16 protein-coding genes are annotated in these 23,231 nt (G+C 59.6%); 6 read left to right on the top strand and 10 right to left on the bottom strand.

The window, feature by feature from the left end; genetic code table 11:
* Nucleotides 1-115: 115 nt before the first annotated feature.
* A complete protein-coding gene (locus EGX79_02560; protein ID AYX82691.1) occupies nt 116-1,093 on the top strand; it encodes a D-alanyl-D-alanine carboxypeptidase in 978 nt (325 codons plus the stop codon).
* Here the strand turns inward: EGX79_02560 and EGX79_02555 are convergent, their stop codons facing one another.
* The 3 genes from EGX79_02555 to EGX79_02545 all read right to left on the bottom strand — a co-directional run bounded on the left by EGX79_02555 (nt 1,094) and on the right by EGX79_02545 (nt 3,765).
* Nucleotides 1,094-2,119 (bottom strand): inner membrane protein YhjD, encoded by a 1,026-nt coding sequence (locus tag EGX79_02555; GenBank protein AYX81162.1) that lies wholly within the window; start codon nt 2,117-2,119, stop codon nt 1,094-1,096. It lies immediately after the preceding gene.
* Between the two features lie 62 nt (nt 2,120-2,181).
* The gene (trpS, locus tag EGX79_02550) at nt 2,182-3,237 is read right to left on the bottom strand and encodes a tryptophan--tRNA ligase (protein ID AYX81161.1); all 1,056 of its coding nucleotides are present in this window, start codon (nt 3,235-3,237) and stop codon (nt 2,182-2,184) included.
* A 96-nt stretch (nt 3,238-3,333) separates the two neighbouring features.
* Nucleotides 3,334-3,765, bottom strand: coding sequence for a hypothetical protein (locus EGX79_02545; GenBank protein AYX81160.1), 432 nt, complete (start codon nt 3,763-3,765; stop codon nt 3,334-3,336).
* Between the two features lie 190 nt (nt 3,766-3,955).
* Here EGX79_02545 and EGX79_02540 point away from each other — a divergent pair, with 190 nt between their 5' ends.
* Nucleotides 3,956-6,643 (top strand): hypothetical protein, encoded by a 2,688-nt coding sequence (locus tag EGX79_02540; protein ID AYX81159.1) that lies wholly within the window; start codon nt 3,956-3,958, stop codon nt 6,641-6,643.
* Between the two features lie 28 nt (nt 6,644-6,671).
* Here the strand turns inward: EGX79_02540 and EGX79_02535 are convergent, their stop codons facing one another.
* The gene (locus EGX79_02535; GenBank protein ID AYX81158.1) at nt 6,672-7,628 is read right to left on the bottom strand and encodes an exodeoxyribonuclease III; all 957 of its coding nucleotides are present in this window, start codon (nt 7,626-7,628) and stop codon (nt 6,672-6,674) included.
* 43 nt (nt 7,629-7,671) lie between these two features.
* A complete protein-coding gene (locus EGX79_02530) occupies nt 7,672-8,982 on the bottom strand; it encodes an MFS transporter (GenBank protein AYX81157.1) in 1,311 nt (436 codons plus the stop codon).
* A 395-nt stretch (nt 8,983-9,377) separates the two neighbouring features.
* Between EGX79_02530 and EGX79_02525 the strand changes: the two genes are divergently transcribed.
* From EGX79_02525 to EGX79_02510, 4 genes are all read left to right on the top strand, one after another.
* Entirely contained in the window at nt 9,378-10,415 is a 1,038-nt protein-coding gene (locus EGX79_02525; GenBank protein ID AYX81156.1) for a molecular chaperone DnaJ, read from the top strand.
* 265 nt (nt 10,416-10,680) lie between these two features.
* Nucleotides 10,681-12,903, top strand: a complete 2,223-nt coding sequence (locus EGX79_02520) for an NADP-dependent isocitrate dehydrogenase (protein AYX81155.1) — start codon at nt 10,681-10,683, stop codon at nt 12,901-12,903.
* Nucleotides 12,904-13,367: 464 nt separating this feature from the next.
* Nucleotides 13,368-14,690 carry an O-acetylhomoserine/O-acetylserine sulfhydrylase gene (locus EGX79_02515; protein ID AYX81154.1) on the top strand — a complete coding sequence of 441 codons (1,323 nt, stop codon included), beginning with the start codon at nt 13,368-13,370 and terminating at the stop codon, nt 14,688-14,690.
* A gap of 45 nt (nt 14,691-14,735) precedes the next feature.
* On the top strand, nt 14,736-15,872 hold the full coding sequence (locus tag EGX79_02510) for a homoserine O-acetyltransferase (protein ID AYX81153.1): 1,137 nt from the start codon (nt 14,736-14,738) through the stop codon (nt 15,870-15,872).
* 6 nt (nt 15,873-15,878) lie between these two features.
* Here the strand turns inward: EGX79_02510 and EGX79_02505 are convergent, their stop codons facing one another.
* The 5 genes from EGX79_02505 to EGX79_02485 all read right to left on the bottom strand — a co-directional run bounded on the left by EGX79_02505 (nt 15,879) and on the right by EGX79_02485 (nt 23,001).
* On the bottom strand, nt 15,879-16,247 hold the full coding sequence (locus EGX79_02505; GenBank protein AYX81152.1) for a DUF3017 domain-containing protein: 369 nt from the start codon (nt 16,245-16,247) through the stop codon (nt 15,879-15,881).
* Between the two features lie 20 nt (nt 16,248-16,267).
* A complete protein-coding gene (locus EGX79_02500) occupies nt 16,268-17,125 on the bottom strand; it encodes a bifunctional methylenetetrahydrofolate dehydrogenase/methenyltetrahydrofolate cyclohydrolase (GenBank protein ID AYX81151.1) in 858 nt (285 codons plus the stop codon).
* Nucleotides 17,126-17,192: 67 nt separating this feature from the next.
* Nucleotides 17,193-17,747, bottom strand: a complete 555-nt coding sequence (locus tag EGX79_02495; GenBank protein ID AYX81150.1) for a tRNA (cytidine(34)-2'-O)-methyltransferase — start codon at nt 17,745-17,747, stop codon at nt 17,193-17,195.
* Nucleotides 17,748-17,778: 31 nt separating this feature from the next.
* Nucleotides 17,779-19,743, bottom strand: coding sequence for a S9 family peptidase (locus EGX79_02490; GenBank protein AYX81149.1), 1,965 nt, complete (start codon nt 19,741-19,743; stop codon nt 17,779-17,781).
* 18 nt (nt 19,744-19,761) lie between these two features.
* Entirely contained in the window at nt 19,762-23,001 is a 3,240-nt protein-coding gene (locus tag EGX79_02485) for an error-prone DNA polymerase (protein ID AYX82690.1), read from the bottom strand.
* Between the last annotated feature and the right edge of the window lie 230 nt (nt 23,002-23,231).

Raw genomic sequence — 23,231 nt, 5'->3', positions numbered from 1 at the left:
CTGCCCCTACAAGACCTTTCCACCAGCACCAGTGGATTCCTCTGAGGTTCCGGCTCCCGGCGAAACATCTCCCGCTCCACTTCCGGTTCCTCAAAAGCCGGCTGGAGGTAGCAAGATGTCCGCCTGCGGCGTTGTCAGCGGTGAGGGGTTTGACGTTCCGAAGGACCTCTCCGCCTCTGCATGGACGGTGTTCGATTTGAAATCCGGCGATGTCCTTGCGGCGAAGGACCCGCACGGCCGCTACCGTCCGGCATCGATTATTAAGGTGCTGCTGGCGATGGAGGCAATCGAGAATTTGAAGCTCGACACCCCAGTCAAGGCGACCTTCGAGGACGCGAACATGGAGGGCTCTCGTGTCGGCATCGTCGAGGACGTGAACTACTCGGTAGAAACGCTCCTGACTGGTCTGCTGCTTAACTCCGGCAACGACACCGGCCACGCCTTGGCTCGCGAACTTGGTGGCATGGATAAGACCACAGAGAAGGTCAATGCCCTGGCAAAGAAGTTGGGGGCGACGGATACGCGAGTGGTCAACCCGACTGGTCTCGATGCTCCGGGACAGATGACGTCGGCATACGACATGTCACTGTTCTTCCAGCACGCATTCAACAATGAGATTTATCGCAAGCTCTCGGCCACCCGCCTGGCCACCATCCCCGGAGACAAGGCTCTCGAGGTCGATGACTTCGAAATCGCCAACGACAATCAGCTGATTGCCCAGGACTACCCCGGCGCCCTTGGAGGCAAGACTGGTTTTACCGACGATGCCCGTCATACCTTCGCTGGGGTGGCTGAGCGCGATGGCCGTCGTCTCGGCGTCATCGTTCTCGACGTCACTGTGGAGGATTCACCGCGCCCCTGGGAGCAGGCGGCATCGCTTCTCGACGCCGGCTTCGCGGCACCGCAGGACAGCTCTGTCGGTGTCCTCGAAGCGGAAGCGACTGAGGATAAGTTGGTAGAAAAATTGCCCGATATCCTGGACAACGAGTCAACAGGAACCGGGCTAAAAATTACTGTCAGCGCTGCCATCGTAGGTGTCATCGCATTGATTGCGATGGTCACCTACCGCTTCGGCAGACGCGATCGCGGCTAATTATTTCGAACCGAGCAGGCGGTTCAATCCGGACGGGTTGGCCGCTTCCGCACGGACGTTAATGACAGCAGGAGCAGGTGCATCCAGCTCCTCGTCGGCAAGCGCTTCTTCGGTCGTCGCGGTCCAGGCAGTGGCATACATAGTTATGCGCCAGATGAGGTAGAAAACGACCATCAAACCGATGACCGGACCGAAAACTGCACCGGCCGGGTTCGACAGGGCGTTGGAGAAGAAAACGCTACCGAGCTGCTTGACAACCTCAAGGCCAATCGCACCGATAATCGCACCCTTTGCCGCAGAGCGGAACGGGGCGCCCCCGCGCGGCAGGAAAGCGAGCATCCAGAAGAACAGCAGCCAGTTGGCGACGAGACCAATGGCGATGGCAATCAATCCCGCAATAATTGTGATTCCCGGGACATGAGCCAGACCAATCTTGTCCAGCAGGGACTGGGTCAGTCCGGAAGAGCCGGCTGCGGTGACAGCGAAGGTCAGCAGGATCATAACCAGCATGCCCAGCAGACGCAGCAGGTCGCGAACCTTTCCGATCACGAAGTTGCTAGCGCCTAGCGGGCGCTTCCACAGCTGTGTCACTGCGTTGGAGAGGTTGCCCATCCAACCAAGACCCGACCACAGGGTGGCAATGAAACCGACGGTGAAGACGCCACCTGCCTGATCGATCGCGCCTTCGATAATTGCGTTGATGGTGTCGCCCATCGACCCATCGATGGAGTCGGTGATAGCGGACTGGATTTGCTCAAGCAGCTGCTCATTGCCACGCAACACAAGCGCGAGGATGGCAAATGCCGTCATGATTAGGGGGAAAATCGACAGCACGGAGAAGTACGTGACAGCGGCGGCAAAAAAGTTACCGCCCTGCTCGGAGTAGCGCTCCTGCATCCGCATAACGTGATCGAACCACGCCCACTTTTCGCGGAGGCGGTCGATTGCGCTCGGTTCATCGGCGTGTACACGCTCGATGCCATAGCGGTCCGTTCTCTTCGGATCTTTTTGAGTAGAGGTTGCCATGTCCCCTACCTTAACGTGCCAGCTTTCGGTACGGAGACTGAAGCGCAGAGTCTACAGCTGAATTAACGGTTGGCGGCCTTCAGGAACCCGACTCGCTCGTACACATCTGCAAGTGTCTTGGCGGCAACTTCACGGGCACGGTCAGCGCCTTCGGCCAGGATCCGTTCCAACTCACCGCGATCGGCCATGAGCTCCTCATAGCGTGCACGCAGTGGCGTGGTGAATGCCTCCAGCGCATCTGCGGTATCGGCCTTCAGCTGGCCGTAGCCAGCGCCTTCGTAGCCGGCAACGAGCTCGTCGACAGGCTTGTCGGTCAACGCCGACTGAATGACCAGCAGGTTGGAAACACCCGGCTTGTTCTCACGGTCGAAGCGGATCTCTCCGTCATTGTCGGTAACGGCTGAGCGAATGCGCTTGGCGGAGACCTTTGGGTCGTCCAAGAGGTTAATAATGCCCTTCGGATTTGCACCCGACTTGCTCATCTTCGATGTCGGATCCTGCAAGTCGTAAATTTTCGCGGAGCCTTCCATGATGTGTGGATCCGGCACCACGAAGGTCTTCTTGTAGCGGGAGTTGAAGCGCTGCGCCAGGTTACGCGTCAGTTCGAGGTGCTGGCGCTGATCCTCCCCCACCGGCACCAGCTGTGGGCGGTAGAGCAAGATGTCGGCAGCCATCAGCATGGGGTACGCGAACAAACCAGCGGAGGTATGTTCCGCGCCCTGACGAGAGGACTTGTCCTTGAACTGCGTCATACGGCTGGCTTCACCAAAGCCAGTCAAGCAGGTCAACACCCATCCGAGCTCCGCGTGCTCGGGCACATGCGACTGCACGAAGAGCACCGACTTCTCCGGATCAATACCGAGTGCAATCAGCTGTGCGGCACCTGCGATAGTGCGCTGACGCAGCTCCTTCGGATTCTGCTCGACAGTGATGGCGTGCAGGTCTGGAATGAAGTAGTAAGCGTCGAAGTCATCCTGCAGATTAATCCAGTTCTTCAATGCACCCAGGTAGTTGCCCAGGTGGTAGGAATCTGCGGTCGGCTGAATGCCGGACAGAACGCGCTGCTTACGAGCACTCGGTGCAGGATTAGTTGCCTCAGGACCCTTGCTTTCACTCATAGCCAATAAGTCTAGCGCGAGGCCCGCAGTTGAGAGTCGACGACGTACCCGTTTCGACAACACCACGGGCTTTTGCAGGAAACCGACTGCCAAAAGCTAGCCCCGACGCCCCTCGTCCCCCTGCTCCACAAGCATTCGATCGGATAGCAATTTGACGGTGCGCGCCGCAGCGGCTGGCGATTCCTCGGGGTACAGTGCGCGCACCAACGTGATCGCTGGGCGAATGCCGTGTTCAGAGAGAACACGGCGAACACGCTCACGCTCCCCCTGGGTCAACTCGAGCGGGGCTACGGGTGGCCTGCGGGTGTAGGACACGACCATGACGACTCCCAGCAGAACAATGAGTCCGAGGGAAATCCACAGTGGCCACGCGTAGGCAAAAGACAGCACGATAAACGCAACAATGACACCGGAAGTCACGACCACTGGGACATTGACAGCAGTGCCAGGGTCGTTCTGCAGACTCCGTGCGATGGCTTCCAAATCGGCCATCTGGTGCCGCTTGTTATCGCTCTCGCCGTTTTTCACTGGGGATGTCCTCTCCTTTCCTGGTCCGCACCGAGCTCGCTTCAAGTCCCGCGCAGATTCGCGCTTGGGTTTTACAGCGGCTGAAGTCCCATCAGTCCTTCTTCAAATCTTAGGCGCTCGCGTCCCAAGTGCCGAACTAACCCACAGGTATTATTGGACTAATTCAATTCTCTTATCCGTCAGGAGTCCCATGCTCGCTGCCATTGCGGTTGCCGTCTTCATCCTGCTGGTCCCAGGCGCAGTTCTCGGTTGGGCCAGTGGGCTACGTCCCACGCTCGCGTTGGCATCTGCCGGCCCATTAATGCTGGGTGTGACCGGTTTTTCCGCATGGTTGTCTCACGCGCTCGGGCTGGATTACACCTGGCTCTTCGTGGCCGGCATGTGGGCATGGTTCTGTGCTATTGGCTATCTGGTGCGCAGATTCGTCCCCCGAGCAACGCCCGAAGACGGCTTCGATTCCGGCGTTGTCACCGCGATGATTGTCGTCGGAGTTACGGTAGTCGGCTCGATGCGCGCCATGCTCGTGCTTAACGACGTCCCTGGCGGCCCCGGCGCTATCCGCGAAGCCTGGGACATGCTCTGGCATACCAACTTCCTCCGGTTCATTGACGAGCATGCAATAGCCTCGCCCACCGCGGCCGGTGACCTGATGAATCAGGAGACCGGGGCCGAAATGTTCTACCCCACCGGCTGGCATGCCATGGCGGGGCTGCTGCCCGGCTCGGTCTTCCTCGATTCCAACGTGTTTGCGTTCTTGGCCCCGGCGCTGCTTGTTCCCGCAGCAACTGCGGTGCTAGCCCGCACCGCAGTTGGTCCTAAGTGGGCGGCCTATGCCGGTCCCGCAGCTGCCGTCGCGACGCTGATGCTTCCGGAGATTTGGGTGGCTCTTTGGCGCACCTCCTCCATGCCGTATCTGCTCGCGGTGGCCGCTTTGCCGATTGCTGCGGCTTTGACCATGCGGGGCTATATTGTCCCCGCTGCGCTTGCCCTGGTCGGCACGTTTATCACCCACCCGGCCGGCGCAATTGCTGCCGTGCTCTTTGTTGGCTTGTGGTTGATTACCCAACCGAGCGTCAGTGGCCTAGTTCGCACGCTAGTTATCGGCGCGCTCGCCCTGGTGATGACTCTCCCGGCAGCTTTGTCCGCGAGGGGGCAAGGCGAATCCGTTGCGGGCTTTACCGGCCAAATTGAGATTTCCCGCTCCGAATCACTGTGGCGAACTCTGATTGGGTTTTCCCGCTATGCTGACGAGCCCATCTTTTCCCGGACTGTTCTGGTTCTTGTGCTCATCGGCCTGGTGGTGGCGCTTGTCTCTCGCCTGCCAGACAGCCCATGGGCTCCGTGGCCGGCACTGGTTTTCGGGCTGCTCTTTGTGGTGTCCGATAGTGCGCAGTCCCGTTGGTCTGAGCCGTTCGGCACCTATCTGAAGTTTATTGGCACTTTCTTCTACGACATGCCGTACCGCATGCAGGCGGTTATGGGAATTCTGCGCGCAGTGCTGGTCGGCTACGCAGTCGCGGCTGCCGTTGTCGGGATTGTGGCTGTGGCGCAGTGGATCGTCGCAAAGCGAGATCAGCCGACTAAGTCGTGGAATCCTGCGCTGGCGATGGGGCTCGTAGCGGCACTGGCGATTGTGCCTGCGACCTGGGCGAGTGGGCCTGCTCAGCGCGAGGCAATTCGCCAGAGTTTCGGAAGCACGTTTGTGACCGCTGCGGACATGGAAGCTATTGATTGGCTGTCCGCACAGCCGCATGCGTTTGAGGGGCATATTCTCAATGACCGTCGTGACGGTTCTGCGTGGATGTATGCCATCGCCGGACTGCCGACCCTGTTCCGCCATTTCTCCTTCTCCGACAAAACTGCCGAGGCGAGCAACAAGCTGCCGATAAACGTTGACCTGCTGGGCTCACATCCAGAGTTCGATGCCATGGCGAAGAAATTGGGAGTGCACTACATCATTAGTTCCCCGCCGGGTGTGAACACGGATGGCACGGAGGCGCTGTCGATGCGTTCCTGGGCATGGCACGCGCCGGGGCTCACGCCTGTGTATCACGACAGTTCGGTGATGATTTTCGCGGTCAACAAGATGTTTTCACCTGAAGAGTTGCACGCTGTTGTCAACAGTTCCCCACACCGCCCGGCGCGCCCCAATCCGCTGTGGATGCCTCCGCGCCAGCCGATCGTCCCCTCCCCTGACGAGGCTGTCGATCCGCTCGCCGGCGCGCGCATCACCGTCGACTCTCGCCGCGAGGCCATCGAGGCTATCAACGCCGACCTGCCTCGCGCGCTGCGTTTGAGTGGGGATACTTCCGCTCACATCGACAGCATCGTGCAACGCGCCAGCGACAAGCTCCGTCAGCGCGGCGCAATCGTTGGCGCGCATTCGCTTGCCGACGACACGGCGAGCGCAGCCACCGTAATCGTCGGTCGCTCATCAGAGGGCCAGACTCTTTCTGGGGATAACATCGGCGATCGTGGCTTTTCGGTATCCGCTGTGGTGAAGTCTCTCGAACCTGAGGACGATGCTCCTGCCGATTGGCAGTTGGCGGCGGGTGTGCGCGACGGAATGGTGTACCGAGGTTTCAATCCGCACAGCAGTTACAGCACAAACGGGGTGCCAACCGAGTTTCGCACCGGCCTGGCGCCGGCAGTGGCGGTGAACCAGAGTTCGCGGCCACATGCGCCGACAATTGCGCTATCGCTGGGAGCGGTGGGCGCTGAAAAACTCACCCGCGATTTGGCCGACCCCGCTATGCAGGACAAATGGGCCGACGCCATCGTTGACGGCATCGCCTCGATGTTGCGGCAGAACCGGCATCTCGTAACTGCTCCCGAGCCTGAGATAATCCCAGAGTTCGCTGACGTCGGAGCACACTAGTCCACTCGGGGTTAGGCGTATGCCGGGTTTAGGCGTACTCCACGATCACCGGCGCGTGGTCCGTCCAGCGAAGGTCGTAGGCGGCAGGCTTATCCACTACCGAGCTGACGGCACGCTTGAGCATTGGTTCGGTTACCGCCTGGTAGTCGATGCGCCAGCCGGCATCGGTATCGAACGCCTTACCGCGGTAGGTCCACCAGGACCAGGGGCCGTCGGCCTCTGGGTGCAGACGGCGAGTGACATCAAACCACACCGGATCTGCATTGAGCTTCGGGGCCTCCCACACAGAACCATCGGAGAAGGCACCGGATTCCAGCTCCTTTTCGCTGGCCTGAACCTGCGAATCCTGGGGAACCTCATCGGGCCAGCAGCCGAAGACCGAGTCCATCCAGGCACGCTCCTGCGGTAGGAAACCGCTCTTGCGGCGGTTGGTCTTCCAGTTCTTCAAATCCTGTTCGCGGTGGCAGATGTTCCAGTCGCCGCCGATGACTACGTGGTGACCGTCGCGCCCCTTGGCACCCAGTTCCGCCAGGTAGTCGGAGAAGGCATCGAGGAAGCGGTACTTCTCATCCTGCTTCTCGCTCAGGGCAGCACCAGAGGGCAGGTAGAGGCTGGCAATCTGGACATCCACATCCAGGCCGGTGTCCGCTGCCGGGGCAATACCACTGATAAACCGACCGGATTCTTCGAACTCCTCGGAGCCGATGCCCACCTGGACGTCGTTAAGCGGAAAGCGCGAGAGAATGCCCACGCCGGCGCGCCCCTTTGCACCCAGGTTTTCAGCGCCGACCCAATGCCATCCGGCATCAAAAGCGGGCGCGAGGGCCTTGCGTGCCTGGTCGTCGGTGGCGCGGACTTCCTGCAACAAAACGACATCGGAACTGGTGTGCTTCAACCACTCCAGCAATCCCAGGTTGGTTTCGCTGCGCTCCTTGACGGCGGCGCGGATGCCGTTGACATTGATTGTCGCGATTGTAAGGCTCATGCCCTCATACGTTACCTATGCGTGCACTACGCCTTGAAGACCCCTAGCGCAGTTCGATGCGCTCAGCCTTCTTCGCCTGTGAGCGGCGGTAAAGAACAATGGTCGGCAGAGCGATGAAGATAGCCAACATCGCCAACGTCGCGCCGCCCAAAGCCGGTGCGCGGTAGCCATAACCGGACGCAATGACCCAACCACCGAGCGCCGCTCCAAAGGCGTTGGCCATGTTCAATGCGGCCTGGTTGAGAGCTGCCGCCAGCGTCTGTGCGCGACCGGCGACATCCATCAGACGGGTCTGCAGATTTGGCACCAATACCGATCCCAGCAGACCGATAAGGAGGAAGTTGATCGTGCCCAGCACAGCATTCTGTGAGGTGAAGTAGAAGACGCTGAGCATGATTACCATCAGCACCAGCGCAACCATGATGCCCCACTCCCCGATGCGGTCGGAGAGCCAGCCACCGATGTAAGTACCGACAACCATGCCGATGCCGTAGGCCATCAGCACAATCCAGATGTGGTTTTCGCTCATGCCCGCTTCGCGAGTCATAGTCCAGGTGATGTAGGTGTAAACCGCGAACATGCCGCCGAAACCAACGGTGCCGATTGCGACGGTCAGCAGCACCTGCGGTGTCACCAGAGCCGAGAGCTCATCCATCGGACGTGTCTTCGGCATGCGGTTCATATGCGGCACGGCGAACCACAGCGAAACAAATGCAATCAGCCCGATGACCGCGACAAACGCGAAGGCGCTGCGCCAACCGTAGATCTGTCCCAGCACCTGCGCGGCCGGCACACCAATCACAGTCGCCACCGACAACCCCACGCCCGACAGAGCCACCATCTTGCCGCGCTGTCCCGGCTTAGCCAGGGAGGCCGCCACCAGCGCCGCTACCGAGAAATACGCGCCGTGCGGCAGACCGGCGATGAAGCGCGAGACCATGACCGCTTCGAAAGAGCCCAGTGTGCCTGCCCAAACCGTGGCACCATTGCCGATGGTAAATGCCGCCATCAGCAGCAGGAGCATGCGCCTGCGCGGAATCGAGCCGGTCAGCACGGTAATTAGGGGTGCGCCCACGACAACACCGAGTGCGTACATCGAAATCATGCGCCCTGCGGCATCCTCATCACGTCCGAAGGCATCAGCGATGTAAGGCAGCAGGCCCATGGCCACAAACTCGGTAACGCCGATGCCGAATGCACCGACCGACAGAGCCACAATCACCAAGATTCGGCGTAGATCAGAGATGTCGTCCTGCACCGGAACAGGACGGCGATGCGAGCTAAACGCTCCCGCACGACGCGCACGCGGTTTGTGGTCGTCGTTGTGGGTTGTTACTTCGCTTGACGACGTCATTGCGACCGTCTCCTTTTCTCTTCTTACGCCAGTTGGTGGACTCTCAGTTCCCCTCGACTTTCGACCCAAGACGGGCTCGCAAAACCGTGAGGGGAGCCGCAAGGGAAAAATGAGACTCTACTCCGCAACACAAAAATTTCGCTATTTAATCCGCCTGTTCCCCGGGTATTTGTGCGCGGAATAACATCTGCGGCCATTAGTGGAAGTCGCTCACTCAAGTTCTTCCCAATGCATTTTGTAATCGGCATTGTTTGCCGAGGACTACCATTCCCTCCGAGCGCCACGGACTTCCTACCATCGAGCGATCCGGGTCTTCGATGCTGCCGTAATAGCTACCAGGTAAATTGTTTTAAAAGATATTTCGAACTGCAATACCGATAGGATCTTGATCCACTATGGGCGACCGCTATAACCTCTACGAGTCTCTGACGCTGGATAGCGCAGCCAGCACCGAAGAGCTCCATGCAAATCTTTCTAATCAACTCTCCGAACTGCGAGATGCTGGCGTCTCGGAGTACTCCGGCGAGTTCCAGGAGAAGCTCACTGCGCTGCAAGTGCTTGGCGATGAGGGACGTCGTCGCGAATACGACGCTTTGCTGGCCGATGAGAACGCCACCATCACCATTGCGACGCTGCGCGGGCTGGCAAATCGCCCGGTACCCACTGCGCAGGAATCCTCGTTCCAGACGCAAACCCAGCAAGCCCAACAAGCGCAGTCACAGCAGCCACCGGCACAGCAGAATCAACAAGCACAGTGGTCCGCCCCAACTCAAACCGGCCCTGCAACAGTAACCACCACGATGACCACGGATGTACCACCGCTACCTGCAAACGCCACACTGCAGAACATGTGGCAGCGCATGCCACTCATCCCCCGAATCACTACCGGCTTGGTCGGTTTTTCAACTCTGATTGGCATCATCGCAGTTCTGTACGCAATCACGCTCGGCATCCAGGGCGCCAACGATCTCGGCAGCCTAGAGTCATCGTTGGGTGATTCTTGGGATGACATCGGCTACATTATGGGCGCTGCAGCCGCCCTCGTTCTTGTTCCAGTCCTCTTACTGATGGGAATGACGCTTGTCACCTTGACCGCATACTGGATTCACTCCATCCTCCGCGGTGAAGACTCGACGGCACCAATCTTTTTCTGCGTCACCGTGGCACCACTGGCGTTGGCTATGACCATCATCCCCCTCCTGTTCTTGAGCTCCTGGGTGGATGTAGTCCTCTTCCTCGCAGGTGCCATGCTGATCGCGGCTTGCGTTCTTATGTTCCTCAAGGACATGCGCGCATGGTTCCGCGGCCAGAAACTGGTCAAGACTACCCAGTCGGCGCCGGGGCAGGGCTATGCTCCGCAGTACCCCCAGTCTCAGAACATTCAGGGCTACCAGTTCGGCCAGAACAATCCTCCGAACAATACGCAGAACTAACTAGGCTGCCCTGAACAACCGCGCCGGCGTGCACGACACCCCAGCGCGGTTTTTCGTATTTGAAGGGTTTGAGCGCGGGGGCCGTCGTAAAGCGAAAAATGGAATGAAAAGCGGCGAATAAGCGACAAATAATTGCACATTTCGTGACTTGCCTCACATAATTGCGTTATTCATATCACTATCACTGTTTTTGCGCTATGCCCCGACACAACCCAAGATTCAAAACTGGGTTATCGTGGAACAAAACAGATAGGAGACATGAATTATGGCGACAATTATTTGGACCCGTACTGACGAAGCCCCTCTGCTGGCGAGCTACTCACTGAAGCCAATCGTGGAGGCATTTGCAAGCCAGGCTGGTGTCAATGTTGAAACCCGCGACATCTCCCTCGCAGGCCGCATTCTGGCTCAGTTCCCGGAGCGCCTTTCGGACGAGCAGAAGGTAGAGGATGCGCTGGCAGCTCTGGGCAAGCTGGTCAAGGAGCCGGACGCCAACATCATCAAGCTGCCGAATATCTCTGCATCCGTCCCGCAGATTAAGCGCGCTGTCGCAGAGCTGCAGGAAAAGGGCTATGACATTCCGAAGTACAAGTCGCAGCCGGAAGGCGAGGAAGAGACCGCCGACCGCGCCAAGTTCGACAAGGTCAAGGGCTCTGCCGTTAACCCGGTACTGCGTGAGGGCAACTCCGACCGCCGCGCTCCGGAGCCGGTGAAGAACTACGCCCGCAAGCACCCGCACCGCATGGGCGCTTGGTCCGCAGACTCCAAGACCAACGTCGCCACCATGGCCTCCAACGACTTCCGCCACAATGAGAAGTCGGTTGTCATGCCGGAAGACGACAAGCTGACTTACCAGCTCGAGTCCAACGACGGCCAGGTCATCACCCTGAAGAAGGACATGCCGGTCCTCAAGGGCGAGATTATTGACGGCACGGGCATGAACGTCCACATCCTGGACAACTTCCTCCGCGCTCAGATCCGTCGCGCAAAGCGCGAGAACATCCTGTTCTCCGTGCACCTGAAGGCCACCATGATGAAGGTCTCCGACCCGCTAATCTTCGGCGAGGTTGTCAAGGCCTTCCTTCCATCTGTTTTCCCGAAGTTCGAGTCCAAGCTGGCTGCCGCCAACCTGACTCCGGACAACGGCCTGGGCGCCATGCTCGATGGTCTGCACAAGCTTGACGACGCTACTGCGGCGGCCGTCAAGTCCGCTATCGAGAAGGACCTGAAGGAAGGTCCGGCCCTTTACATGGTCAACTCCGATAAGGGCATCACCAACCTCCACGTTCCGTCTGACGTCATCGTTGACGCCTCCATGCCTGCACTAATCCGCAACGGCGGCAAGGGCTGGGGCCCGGACGGTGAGGAGCGCGACACCCTCGCAGTCATCCCGGACTCTTCCTACGCAGGCGTCTACCAGGCTGTTATCGAGGACTGCCGCGCCAATGGCGCTTTCGACCCGGCCACCATGGGCTCTGTCCCGAACGTCGGCCTGATGGCTCAGAAGGCTGAGGAGTACGGCTCCCACGACAAGACTTTCCAGATTCCGGTTGACGGTGTCCTGCAGGTCATCAACTCCGCTGGCGAGGTTCTGATTGAGCACCACGTCGCCGAGGGTGACATCTGGCGCTCCTGCCAGACCAAGGACGCCCCAATCCGCGACTGGGTGAAGCTGGCCGTTAACCGCGCTCGTATCACTGGCGACCCTGCAGTGTTCTGGCTGGACCCGCAGCGTGCGCACGACAACAACCTGATCAGCAAGGTCAACGAGTACCTGGCAGACCACGACACCGAGGGTCTGGATATCCGCATCATGGATCCGGTGTCCGCTACCAAGTTCTCCCTCGAGCGCATCCGCCGCGGCGAGAACACCATTTCCGTAACCGGTAACGTTCTGCGTGACTACCTCACCGACCTGTTCCCGATCATGGAGCTAGGCACCTCCGCCAAGATGCTGTCGGTCGTGCCGCTGATGGCCGGGGGCGGCCTGTTCGAGACCGGTGCAGGCGGTTCCGCACCGAAGCACGTCCAGCAGGTTCAGGAAGAAAACCACCTGCGCTGGGATTCCCTGGGTGAGTTCCTGGCGCTGGCCGAGTCCCTGCGCTACGCCGCTGAGCATGACGACGACCCACGTCCGCGCGTCCTGGCTGAGGCCCTAGACAAGGCAACCGCTACCCTGCTCGACGAGGGCAAGTCGCCGTCCCGCAAGGCTGGCGAAATCGACAACCGCGGCTCCCACTTCTACCTGGCTCTCTACTGGGCACAGGAGCTGGCCAAGCAGGACGAGAACTCCGAGCTGAAGGAAGTTTTCGCACCGGTCGCTAAGGCTCTCACGGAGAAGGAAGAGTCCATCGCCAAGACCCTGATTGATGCTCAGGGTTCCCCAGCTGATCTGGGTGGCTACTTCCTGCCGGACGATGAGAAGACCTCCGCAGTTATGCGTCCGTCCGCTGAGTTCAACGAGATCATCGACGGCCTGAAGAAGTAGGACTAGCTGCTTGCTCCTGGCTGGTCTGGCTGACCTGGTTGGCCCAGGCTGGTCTAGGCCGACCTAGGCTGACCGCCGGTTTCGGGCGATAGCCCCTCGCTCATGTTGCATTTGATGCACATGGCGCGAGGGGCTTTTTCTATGCCCTGACTTCCGTAACGGTCTTGACAGTACCCAGTGCTTTTCGGCGCTTTACGGTACCCTTCGCCCATACTCAGTCCCCTGTTTGGCTCAACCCGACACTCGACACCGCAGCGCCCAATGCCCCGCCCCCCCCCACAACTAATCACACCCCACGACTAATCAAACCAATCCGTACTAAGCGGGCTATAGCACTCTCGACACAGATACACACACCCTCTTACCTTGGGTTTTTCCAAAACTTTGCAATAGACAGCTTGGTTCACTATTGTTTGTAAGCAACGTTTTGAACGACCTCAAAAAACCGCAAGGAAGTATCTGAAATGACCACCAAGTACGACAACAGCAACGCCGCCAACTGGGGCCTGTCCACTCGCGCTATTCACGCCGGCTTCGCTCCCGACGCACAGACCTCCGCGCGCAACCTGCCGATTTACAACACCTCCTCCTACGTCTTCGATTCCGCTGAGCACGCTGCCAACCGCTTCAACCTTTCGGATGCAGGCCCGATTTACTCCCGCCTGACCAACCCGACTGTGGATGCCGTCGAGCAGCGCATCGCCAGCCTCGAAGGCGGCGTCGCTGCCGTACTGTTCTCCTCCGGCCAGGCAGCTGAGACCGCTGCTGTCCTCACCCTGGCTCGTGCAGGCGACCACTTCGTCGTTTCGCCACGCCTTTACGGCGGTACTGAGACCCTGTTCAAGGTCACCCTGCCGCGCCTTGGCATCGACTGCACTTTCGTCGAGAACCCGGATGACCCGGAGTCCTGGCAGGCAGCAGTTCAGGACAACACCGTCGGTTTCTACGGTGAGTCCATCGCCAACCCGCAGATCGACGTCCTCGATATCCCTGCCATCGCCGAGGTTGCACACCGCAACAACGTTCCGCTGATCGTCGACAACACGGTTCCGACCCCGGCCCTGCTGCGCCCACTCGAGCACGGTGCTGACGTCGTGGTTTCCTCCACCACCAAGTTCCTCACCGGTAACGGCTCCTCCCTCGGCGGTGTCATCGTCGACGGCGGCAAGTTCGACTGGACTCAGACCCGCAACGGCCGCTCCATCTTCCCGAACTTCACCGAGGCCGACGAGGCTTACCACGGCCTGAAGTTCGCTGACCTGGGCGCCCCGGCCTTCGCTCTGCGCGCTCGCGCTGGCATTCTCCGCGACACCGGTGCTGCCCCGGCTCCGTTCAATGCGTGGGTTCTGGCTCAGGGCCTCGACACCCTGGCTCTGCGCATCGAGCGCCACAATGAAAATGCCAAGGCAGTCGCTGAGTTCCTCGAGAACCACCCGCTGGTCGCCAAGGTCAACTACGCTGGCCTGCCGAGCTCCCCGTGGTACGAGACCCTGAACAAGCTGGGCCTTTCCGGTGCCAGCGGCGTGCTTTCCTTCGACCTGAAGGATGCCGACACCGCCAAGGCTTGGAAGTTCATTGACGCTCTGAAGCTGCACTCCAACGTCGCCAACATCGGTGATGTCCGCTCGCTGGTTGTCCACCCGGCCACCACCACTCACTCCCAGTCCGATGAGGAGGGTCTGACCCGCGCCGGCATTTCCCAGGCCACCGTGCGTCTCTCCGTCGGTATCGAGAACATCGATGACATCATCGCCGATCTCGAGGGCGGCTTCGCAGCACTCGCGTAGACCGTTTGTACACAGACACAGAACGGACTAAGTAGTCTATAAGGCATGAGCTTTTCCCCATCTACCCCGGCCGCCCTCCCACCCGAGGGCGAGCCGGGGCGTGTCTTTATCGGCGATGTCACAACCGAGGCTGGCGCGGTCATCCCCGACGTCACCGTCGAGTTCGAACGCTGGGGCCGGCTTAACGACGACTGCTCGAATGTCATCCTCCTCGAGCACGCTCTAACCGGCGACGCCCACGCTTCCGGCCCCTCGGATGAGTACCACCCGACTGCGGGTTGGTGGAACGGGATGATCGGCTCTGCCCGCGCACTGGACACCGATGAGTACTGCATTATCTGCACCAACGTCATCGGTGGCTGTCGCGGTACAACCGGCCCTTCCAGTCCACATCCGGACGACGGCAAGCCCTGGGGCTCTCGCTTCCCCGCTATCTCCGTGCGCGACACGGTGACAGTGGAGCACCTTGCGCTGCAAGAACTGGGAATTTCCCGCCTCCAAGCTGTCATTGGCGGCTCGTTGGGTGGTGCCCGCGCGCTTGAGTGGTCACTGATGCACCCGGATTTCGTCGGCAAGGCATTGGTGATGTGTGTCGGCGCACGTGCGTCTGCTTGGCAGATTGGTATTCAGTCTGCGCAAATTCAATTCATTGAGTCCGATCCCGATTGGCATGGCGGCGACTACTACGACCGTGGTGTGACCCCGGCCCGAGGTCTGGGTTTTGCACGCAGGGTCGCGCATTTGACGTACCGTGGCGAGCTGGAGATGGATGATCGCTTTGGCGCGGCAGCGCAGCCTGGTGAGGATCCGCTGGGCGCGATGCGCACGGAAGATCGCTTCCAGGTAGAAAGCTACTTGGATCACCAAGCGGAGAAGCTTGCTCAGCGTTTCGATGCAGGCTCGTATGTCGTGCTCACCGATACCTTGAATCGGCACAATATTGGCCGTGATCGCGGTGGCCTCAATGAAGCGCTGCACTCGTCAACCGTGCCGACCATGGTTGCCGGTGTGGACACGGACATTCTCTACCCCTTCCACCAGCAGGAGCACCTCGCCCGCAATCTGGGCAACTGCTTGGGGCTAGAAAAGATTGAATCCGCCGTGGGGCACGACGGATTCTTGACGGAGTTCGAGCGAGTGGATTCGATTGTGCGTAATTTCCTCGCTCGCGATGTCAGTTAATGTCAGCTAGCTTCCCAGCGCATCCACGCTGACTGCAAGGAATACGATTCCCATCCCGATTATGGAGCAAAACCATAGGTCAAAGGCCCGGGATCGTACAGAGAACACACCTAGAATGCTGTCCGGCAGGTACTGCCTAGCCACACCGAGCAGCATCATTGTGCTTCCCAGCATGAATGTGGCGCGTCGCCACCGCTCCAGCCCCAGGAACACAACGAAGGCGGACATGCCGAAAAAGAGCGCGCCGTAAATCGTATACTGCACCCACATTGGCCACGATGCCCCCGGCGGCGGGGTATTCGGGCTGTGCGGGTTCAGCATTGGATCCGGCAGGTCTTCCCGCCGGGCACGCTGCGCAATTTCCCTTTTCGACACGAGTTGTTCCTCCTGGCTGGCTAGGCCAGGCCAGCGAGCTTTTCAGCGCGCTCGACGACATTGCGTACGAGGAAAGCGCGAGTCAGTGGGCCGACACCACCTGGGTTCGGGGATACGTAACCGGCAATGTCCCAGACGTCATCGGCAACGTCACCGGCCAGCTTGCCGTCGACACGCGAAACTCCCACGTCGAGTACAGCAGCGCCAGGCTTGACCATGTCTGCAGTAAGCATATGAGCGACACCAGCGGCTGCGATGATGACATCAGCCTGACGGGTTTCAGCGGCCAAGTCCTTGGTGCCGGTGTGGCACAGCGTCACGGTGGAGTTCTCGCTGCGGCGAGTGAGCATCAAGCCGATTGGGCGACCAACGGTGACACCGCGGCCGATAACAACAACCTTGGCACCGTTGAGCTCGACGCCGAAGCGTCGCAGCAGGTGGATACAGCCGTTTGGGGTACACGGCAGTGGTGCTGGCTCGTTGAGGACCAGCTTGCCCAGGTTTACCGGGTGGAGGCCATCGGCATCCTTCTCCGGATCGATGAGCCCCAGAATACGGTTTTCATCCAGGTGCTTCGGCAGTGGCAACTGAACAATGTAGCCTGTGCACTCCGGGCTTTCATTCAGCTCGGTGATTACTGCCTCGAGCTCTTCCTGCGTGGTGTCAGCCGGAAGGTCACGGCGGATAGAGGCGATACCAATCTGCTCACAGTCGCGATGCTTCATCTTGACGTAAGAGTGGCTGCCCGGATCATCACCAACCAACACGGTGGCCAGCCCCGGGGTGTAGCCGGCTTCCTTCAAACGCTCAACGCGCTTTTCCAGGTCTTCAAAGATTTCGTCTCGGTAGAGTTTGCCATCAAGCTTTGTCGCTGCCATGGCATTTATCTTAGGCACAGGAGCGAATAATGCCCAGAAATGCCCCGTAACAGCCCTCGCCTTGACCCTATTTACCGCCCATAAAGCCCTGCTGACGCCAGACTTCATAAGCAGCCACTGCTGCGGCGTTGGAAAGATTCATGCTGCGACGAGCTGGCAGCATCGGAATTCGGATTAATTGTGTAATTCGCGGATCATCGAGCACTGACTGTTCCAACCCGGTTGGCTCCGGGCCAAAGAGCAGTACATCGGTATTCGTGTACTCAATATCGGTGTGCCAAGTGTCAGCGTGAGCGGTGAAAGCAAAGATGCGGCACCCTTGGCTGGCAAAGGTCTCCAACGCTTGATCGATGGAATCGTGAATACGCACATCAGCCAGGTCATGGTAATCCAGCCCGGCGCGACGCAGATTCTTGTCATCGAAGTTGAACCCCAATGGCTTGGCCAGATGCAGCATAGCTCCAGAGCCCGCACACATGCGGATAGCGTTTCCGGTGTTCGGCGGGATGACAGGCCGGTCAAAAAGCACGTGGCAGGTGTGGCTCGTAATCCAGTCTGTGGAGTTGGTTGGCTCGGCGTTCGTTGGCTCGGCGTTGGTTGGCTCGGTCGTGGCGCTATTCATTTCTTCCGTCAGTTCTTTTCCGCTGCTTCTTTTACTGCTCGTTGTTGGTTTCTGCTGCCGCTGTCGTGGCAGGCGCCGCATCGCACACACCGTGCTCGGTGAAAAACGCGATGATGGTCTCACCGATTAGCGCTCGGCTCCTCGGCTTCGAGAACTTATGGCCCTCTCCCTCGACCACTAGAAAATCGGTGGGCACACCGTAGGCGTCCATGGCGTTGCGCATCTGACCAGACTCTCGCGGAGGCACGTTGGTATCCCACTCGCCGTGAATGAATAGGGTTGGAGCCTTCATTTCCTCCGCACGGTGCAGCGGTGAGATATCGCGCAGGAGCTCAGCATCCTGGTACGGGTAGCCGTATCGGGGGAACGCGGCCTGCGCCAACCAAGGCTCGGTGGATTGGTAGTAGGTTTCAAAACTTGTCATTCCGCAGGCATCGACGATGACCGCAAACTGATCCGGGTACCATGCCGAGGCCAACAGCGACATGAAGCCACCGTAGGATCGCCCGCCCAGAGCAATGCGTTCTGGGTCCGCCAACCCGGCATCAACGAGGAAGGAACGCGCCGCTGCGATATCCGCAATAGCGGCAAAGCGCCCATAGCGGTCGCCCGCGTGCTCGAATGACCTACCGGACCCTGAGGAACCGCGCACATTAGGAGTGAACACCACGAAGCCCGCCTCCACAATGCTGGCTAGAACATCGTGGTGGATGGGTTTCGCCTGCAGTTCTGGTCCGCCGTGGATGTGGATGAAAGCCGGCGGTAGTGCGTTTCCGGAAACGTCATTAGAACTATTGCGCACCGACTCCGGAAGGTAGAGCCAACCAGACAGTTCCAACCCATCGCGGGAGACAAAGTAGACCAGCTCTGGAGCCGGCATGGTCTCCAGATTCTTCTCTTCCAGAGCCAAAATCCGTTCGGTGCGTTCCATATCCAATGGCTCAATGACACCACCGATATTGCGCAGAATCTCCACCGTTGGCGCAAGGCCTGGCCCTTCTACTGTCAGGGAGATCAGCTCACCGTCACCGGAGATTGACAGCTCGCGCGCAACCATGCCCGGCAATTCCACATTGCGGCGCACCATCACCCGCATGTCGTCAGTCTGCGGGTGAAGGCCAAGGGTAAGCACCTCAAGCGTGCTGACCCCACCGCTGTTCCACAGCACAGCCGCAGTGGAGGAATCCTCACTGATGACAAATTCTTCGACGTCTTGATCCGGATTGCCAATGAACTCCTCGACATCAACTTCGATGCCGATCTTCATATCCAAAATCTCCGCTGCGGTCGATTCCGCTGTGCGCGGCTCAGTAGTGCTGATACCGCTATCGGGAGTAATACCCAGGCGCAGGATGCGACGCTGTTCCGCGCCATGATCTGAGAGCACGAATGCGGTCAGCTTCTCCTGCCCCGGATGCGCCAATAAGACACCGGCATCTGTGGTGGAGCCGGGATCGGACGGCAACAGCGGCTGCCACTGCTGCCCCGGCCCGACCAGCAGTAGCTCACGGTGGCCTCGCGGCCCCACCCGCACGAGGCCAAACCCGCCTTCAGCCGCTACCAGCTGGCTGTCAGTGCGTTTATCAATGACCTCATACTTTGAGTTCGTCGGGTTGACCAAACGCGCATAGTTAATGCCCTGGGCATCGACCGCGTTCATCGCTAGGAGATCGTTATCCCATTCCACCAGTGTGGCGCGCATATCCGCATCCATACGCAGGGGGCGGGCACCGTCGACCTCCGGATCGGTGGATACCAGCCAGGTCTGCAGTCGCTCCGTACCGTACGGAGAGACCTCGCAGGCAATCCACTTTCCATCCGGGGAGTGCAGCACCCTGGTAACCGGGCCTTCCACCGGCAGTTTCACGGGGCGCTCCGCCCCTAGCCCCTCCGGAGTAATCTCCTGCTGTACCGCACGCGGGTAGCCGCTATCGCGGACAATAAAGGCGATTGCACTCCCATCCGGTGCTAACGAGGATTCATAGGTCTGGCGCATGACAATCCATTCTAGTAGTCAGCGAAAATCTCTACTTCGACCTGCCACCACTGGCTGCCCCAGAGCCTCGGACATATCCACCAGACGATCGGCCACGATTGTCACCGCACCAGAGGCTGTCTGCGCGATACCGCGCACCACCATCGCCCGCGAATTCACCGCTACCGGCCGAAATCGATTCCACAGCCCCGGCGTACACAGCACATTCACCAGCCCAGTTTCGTCCTCCATTCCCAAAAATGTCACTCCACCAGCGGTCCCCGGACGTTGCCTATGCGTCACGACTCCCGCCACTTCTACTCGTGTTCCGTCGGGCACTGTTTTCAGTTCCGCCGCAGGCACCACTCCACGTTCCTGCAGGTCTGCCCGCAACGCGGCCACCGGGTACTGCCCCGGGGTAACTCCCGTTGCCGTCAAATCGGCAGCTGCCAGCTCAAACTCCGTCATGCCGGGCAACGCAGGTGCGTCGGCAAGCGTGAGCCCCGGCAGCATGCCCTCACTTTCCGTCGCCGCCACGCCCGCCGCCCACAGTGCTTGACGACGGTCAATCCCCAGCGACCCAAGTGCTCCCGCGCGCGCCAGTGCTTCCATGTGCCCAACACTCAGCCGAGCTCTGCGGGCGACATCTGCTGCGTTGACAAATGGCCGCGCTGCGACGATACGTTCCGCCACGTCATTGCCCACACCGGCAATGGCACCGAGCCCCAACCGAATACGCCCATCGATGACGCTGGCTTCCACGCCTGAAACCGAGATATCCGGACCATCGCAGCCGATACCGTGCCGGCGAGCATCGGCAATCAACGACTGCGGAGAGTAAAACCCCATGGGCTGGGCACGGAGCAATGCGACACAGAACTCCGCCGGATAGTGGTACTTAAACCAAGCCGAGAAATACACCAAGGAGGCAAACGACTGCGCGTGTGATTCCGGGAAACCGTAGGCGGCAAAGGCCACTATCTTGTTCCACAGTTGTTCCCCAATATCCGCATCAATGCCACTGGTGCGCTCCAGCCCAGCCAGAAAACGGGCATGAAGCGCTTCCATTTTGGCCACTGAGCGCTTCGACCCCATAGCGCGACGCAGCGAGTCCGCTTCCGCCCCACTGAAACCCGCCGCATCGACGGCCATTTGCATCAGCTGCTCTTGAAATAGCGGAATGCCCAGTGTCTTCCCGAGGGACTTCTCCAACACCGGATGCTCATAGGTCACCGGTTCGAGTCCATTTCGGCGGCGAATGTAGGGGTGCACGCTACCGCCTTGAATGGGGCCTGGGCGAATGAGTGCCACCTCCACCACCAGATCAAAGAACTCCCTCGGCTTCAGTCGGGGCAAGGTGGCCAGCTGCGCGCGCGATTCCACCTGAAACACGCCCACCGCGTCCGCGCGTGCCAACATCTCGTAAACCTCCGGTTCAGCGACATCAATCTCCCACAGGTTCACTCGGCGCCCATGCTGTTCATAGACCAAGTCAATGCAATGGTGGATGGCCTCCAGCATTCCGAGGCCAAGCAGGTCGAACTTCACCAGTCCCGCTGCCGCACAGTCATCCTTATCCCACTGCACTACCGAGCGACCTTCCATGCGTGCCCATTCCACTGGCACGACATCCGCAATCGGCCGATCACAAATCACCATTCCGCCAGAGTGAATACCTAGATGCCGAGGCTGCCCACGAAGCTGCTCCGCCAGTTGCTGCACCGGCTCCGGCGGGCACGCCTCCCGGTCTCTGACCCACGCATCGATAACGCCCGGCGAGTACCCCAACACCCGCGCCGCATCGCGCAATGCACCGCGCCGCCGGTAGGTAATGACATTGGCCACCTGCGCGGCATTGTCACGACCATACTTTTCATAGACGTATTGGATGACCTCTTCCCTACGACCAGACTCAATGTCTACATCGATATCCGGTGGCCCATCCCGTTCTGGCGACAAAAACCTCTCGAACAACAGCCCGGCACTAATGGGGTCAACATTGGTGATCCCCAGCGCAAAACACACCACCGAGTTAGCGGCCGAACCGCGCCCCTGCGCCAGAATTCCCGCCCGGCGACAGAACTCACAGAGGTCATGCACGATGAGGAAGTAGCCTGGAAAACCCAGCTCTCGAATCACAGTCAGCTCATTCTCTAACTGCGCCCACGCCCGCGCTTGCACGGAGCTATCCCCAGCTCCATCGGCCGGACCATACCGCCGCCGCGCCCCCGCACGAGCAATTTCCCGTAGCCACGAATCCTCATCGTGACCAGCAGGAACCTCCCAGCGAGGCAACTCAGGCGCAATGAGATCAAGCGTAAAAGCACACTCACCTGCAATGTCCTGTGTTGCCTGCAGCACCTGCGCCCCCAGATACCGTGTTGCCGCCGATAGCTCCTCCCACGAACGCAACCAAGCTCCGCCTGCGGGCTCCAGCCGTGACTCGAACCCGTCTAAGTCCTCCCGCACAGCAAGGGCCTGCTTCGCCCCGGCCAACCGGCTTGCCGCAGGCGAGGCCGCCGTCGCAGCAGAGGAAACCACCTCCCGCAGGCCATACTTCACAGCTGCGGCCGAAATAGCCTCCTCATCATCGGCCGCCTCTGCTGTGGAGCTCAGGCGGTGCTCGAGCGCCACGTTCTCCGCACCGAAGGCCGCAATGAGCTCTTCCAAGTCGCCGACCCAGCTGACGTCGGCAAGCACCTGCCAGAAACCACCTGCGGCCTCCCCTAACTCTGGCAGCGAGGGATAGCGGACGACGGACTTCTCCCCTGCCGACATATGCGCATCACACAGCGTGTGGCTCAGGCGCCGATAGCCCTCGGGCCCCCGCCCCAGCACTGTGAGGGGCCGCTGCGGAAGCCCCAGCTCCGCGCCGATGATTGTGGCGATACCAGCCTCCGCTGCAGCCTCGGCAAAACGAGCGATTCCATAGAAACCATCGCGATCTGCGAGCCCCAACACGTTTAACCCCAAACGCGCAGCCTCGGACACCAATTCTTCCGGATCCGATGCGCCATGCAGGAATGAATAGCTCGAACGACAGTGCAATTCCGCCTTAATATCCGCAGGCGAAAATGACACGCCACCTCCGCCACTAACACCGCTTTCCGGAGCTTCAAAAGCCCCAACGATGGAATCTGACAGCTGCCCCCGCCAGCCATTGAAGCTGCCATTAGGCTGTAGTTTTCCTGAAAATTTACCCGATAGAATACGCTCAATCCGCGACCAGTTCAGTGGCCGACCGGACTGCTCCGACTGTCCGTCCGAGATGTTTTCCATGCCATGAACATTAACCCACCCTACGGACTGCATTCAAACGTATTTTCGATTAGTATGTGCATTAAGCGCCACCCCCGGGACGCATCCGTAAGTCACACCTCAGCCACGTTCGACTGTTTAGGCTGAAGTTGAATTTTCAGCACTACCTGGGCAAGTGCTAGCCTTAACCCCAGAATTAAAGACAGCTTGGTCTAGTTCTGCCTTAAAACTTCAGCTAACAAATCCCATTA

The sequence above is a fragment of the Corynebacterium jeikeium genome (assembly GCA_003955985.1).
Classification (GTDB): Bacteria; Actinomycetota; Actinomycetes; order Mycobacteriales; family Mycobacteriaceae; genus Corynebacterium; species Corynebacterium jeikeium_D.
This window is presented reverse-complemented; position numbering and strand designations above follow the sequence as displayed.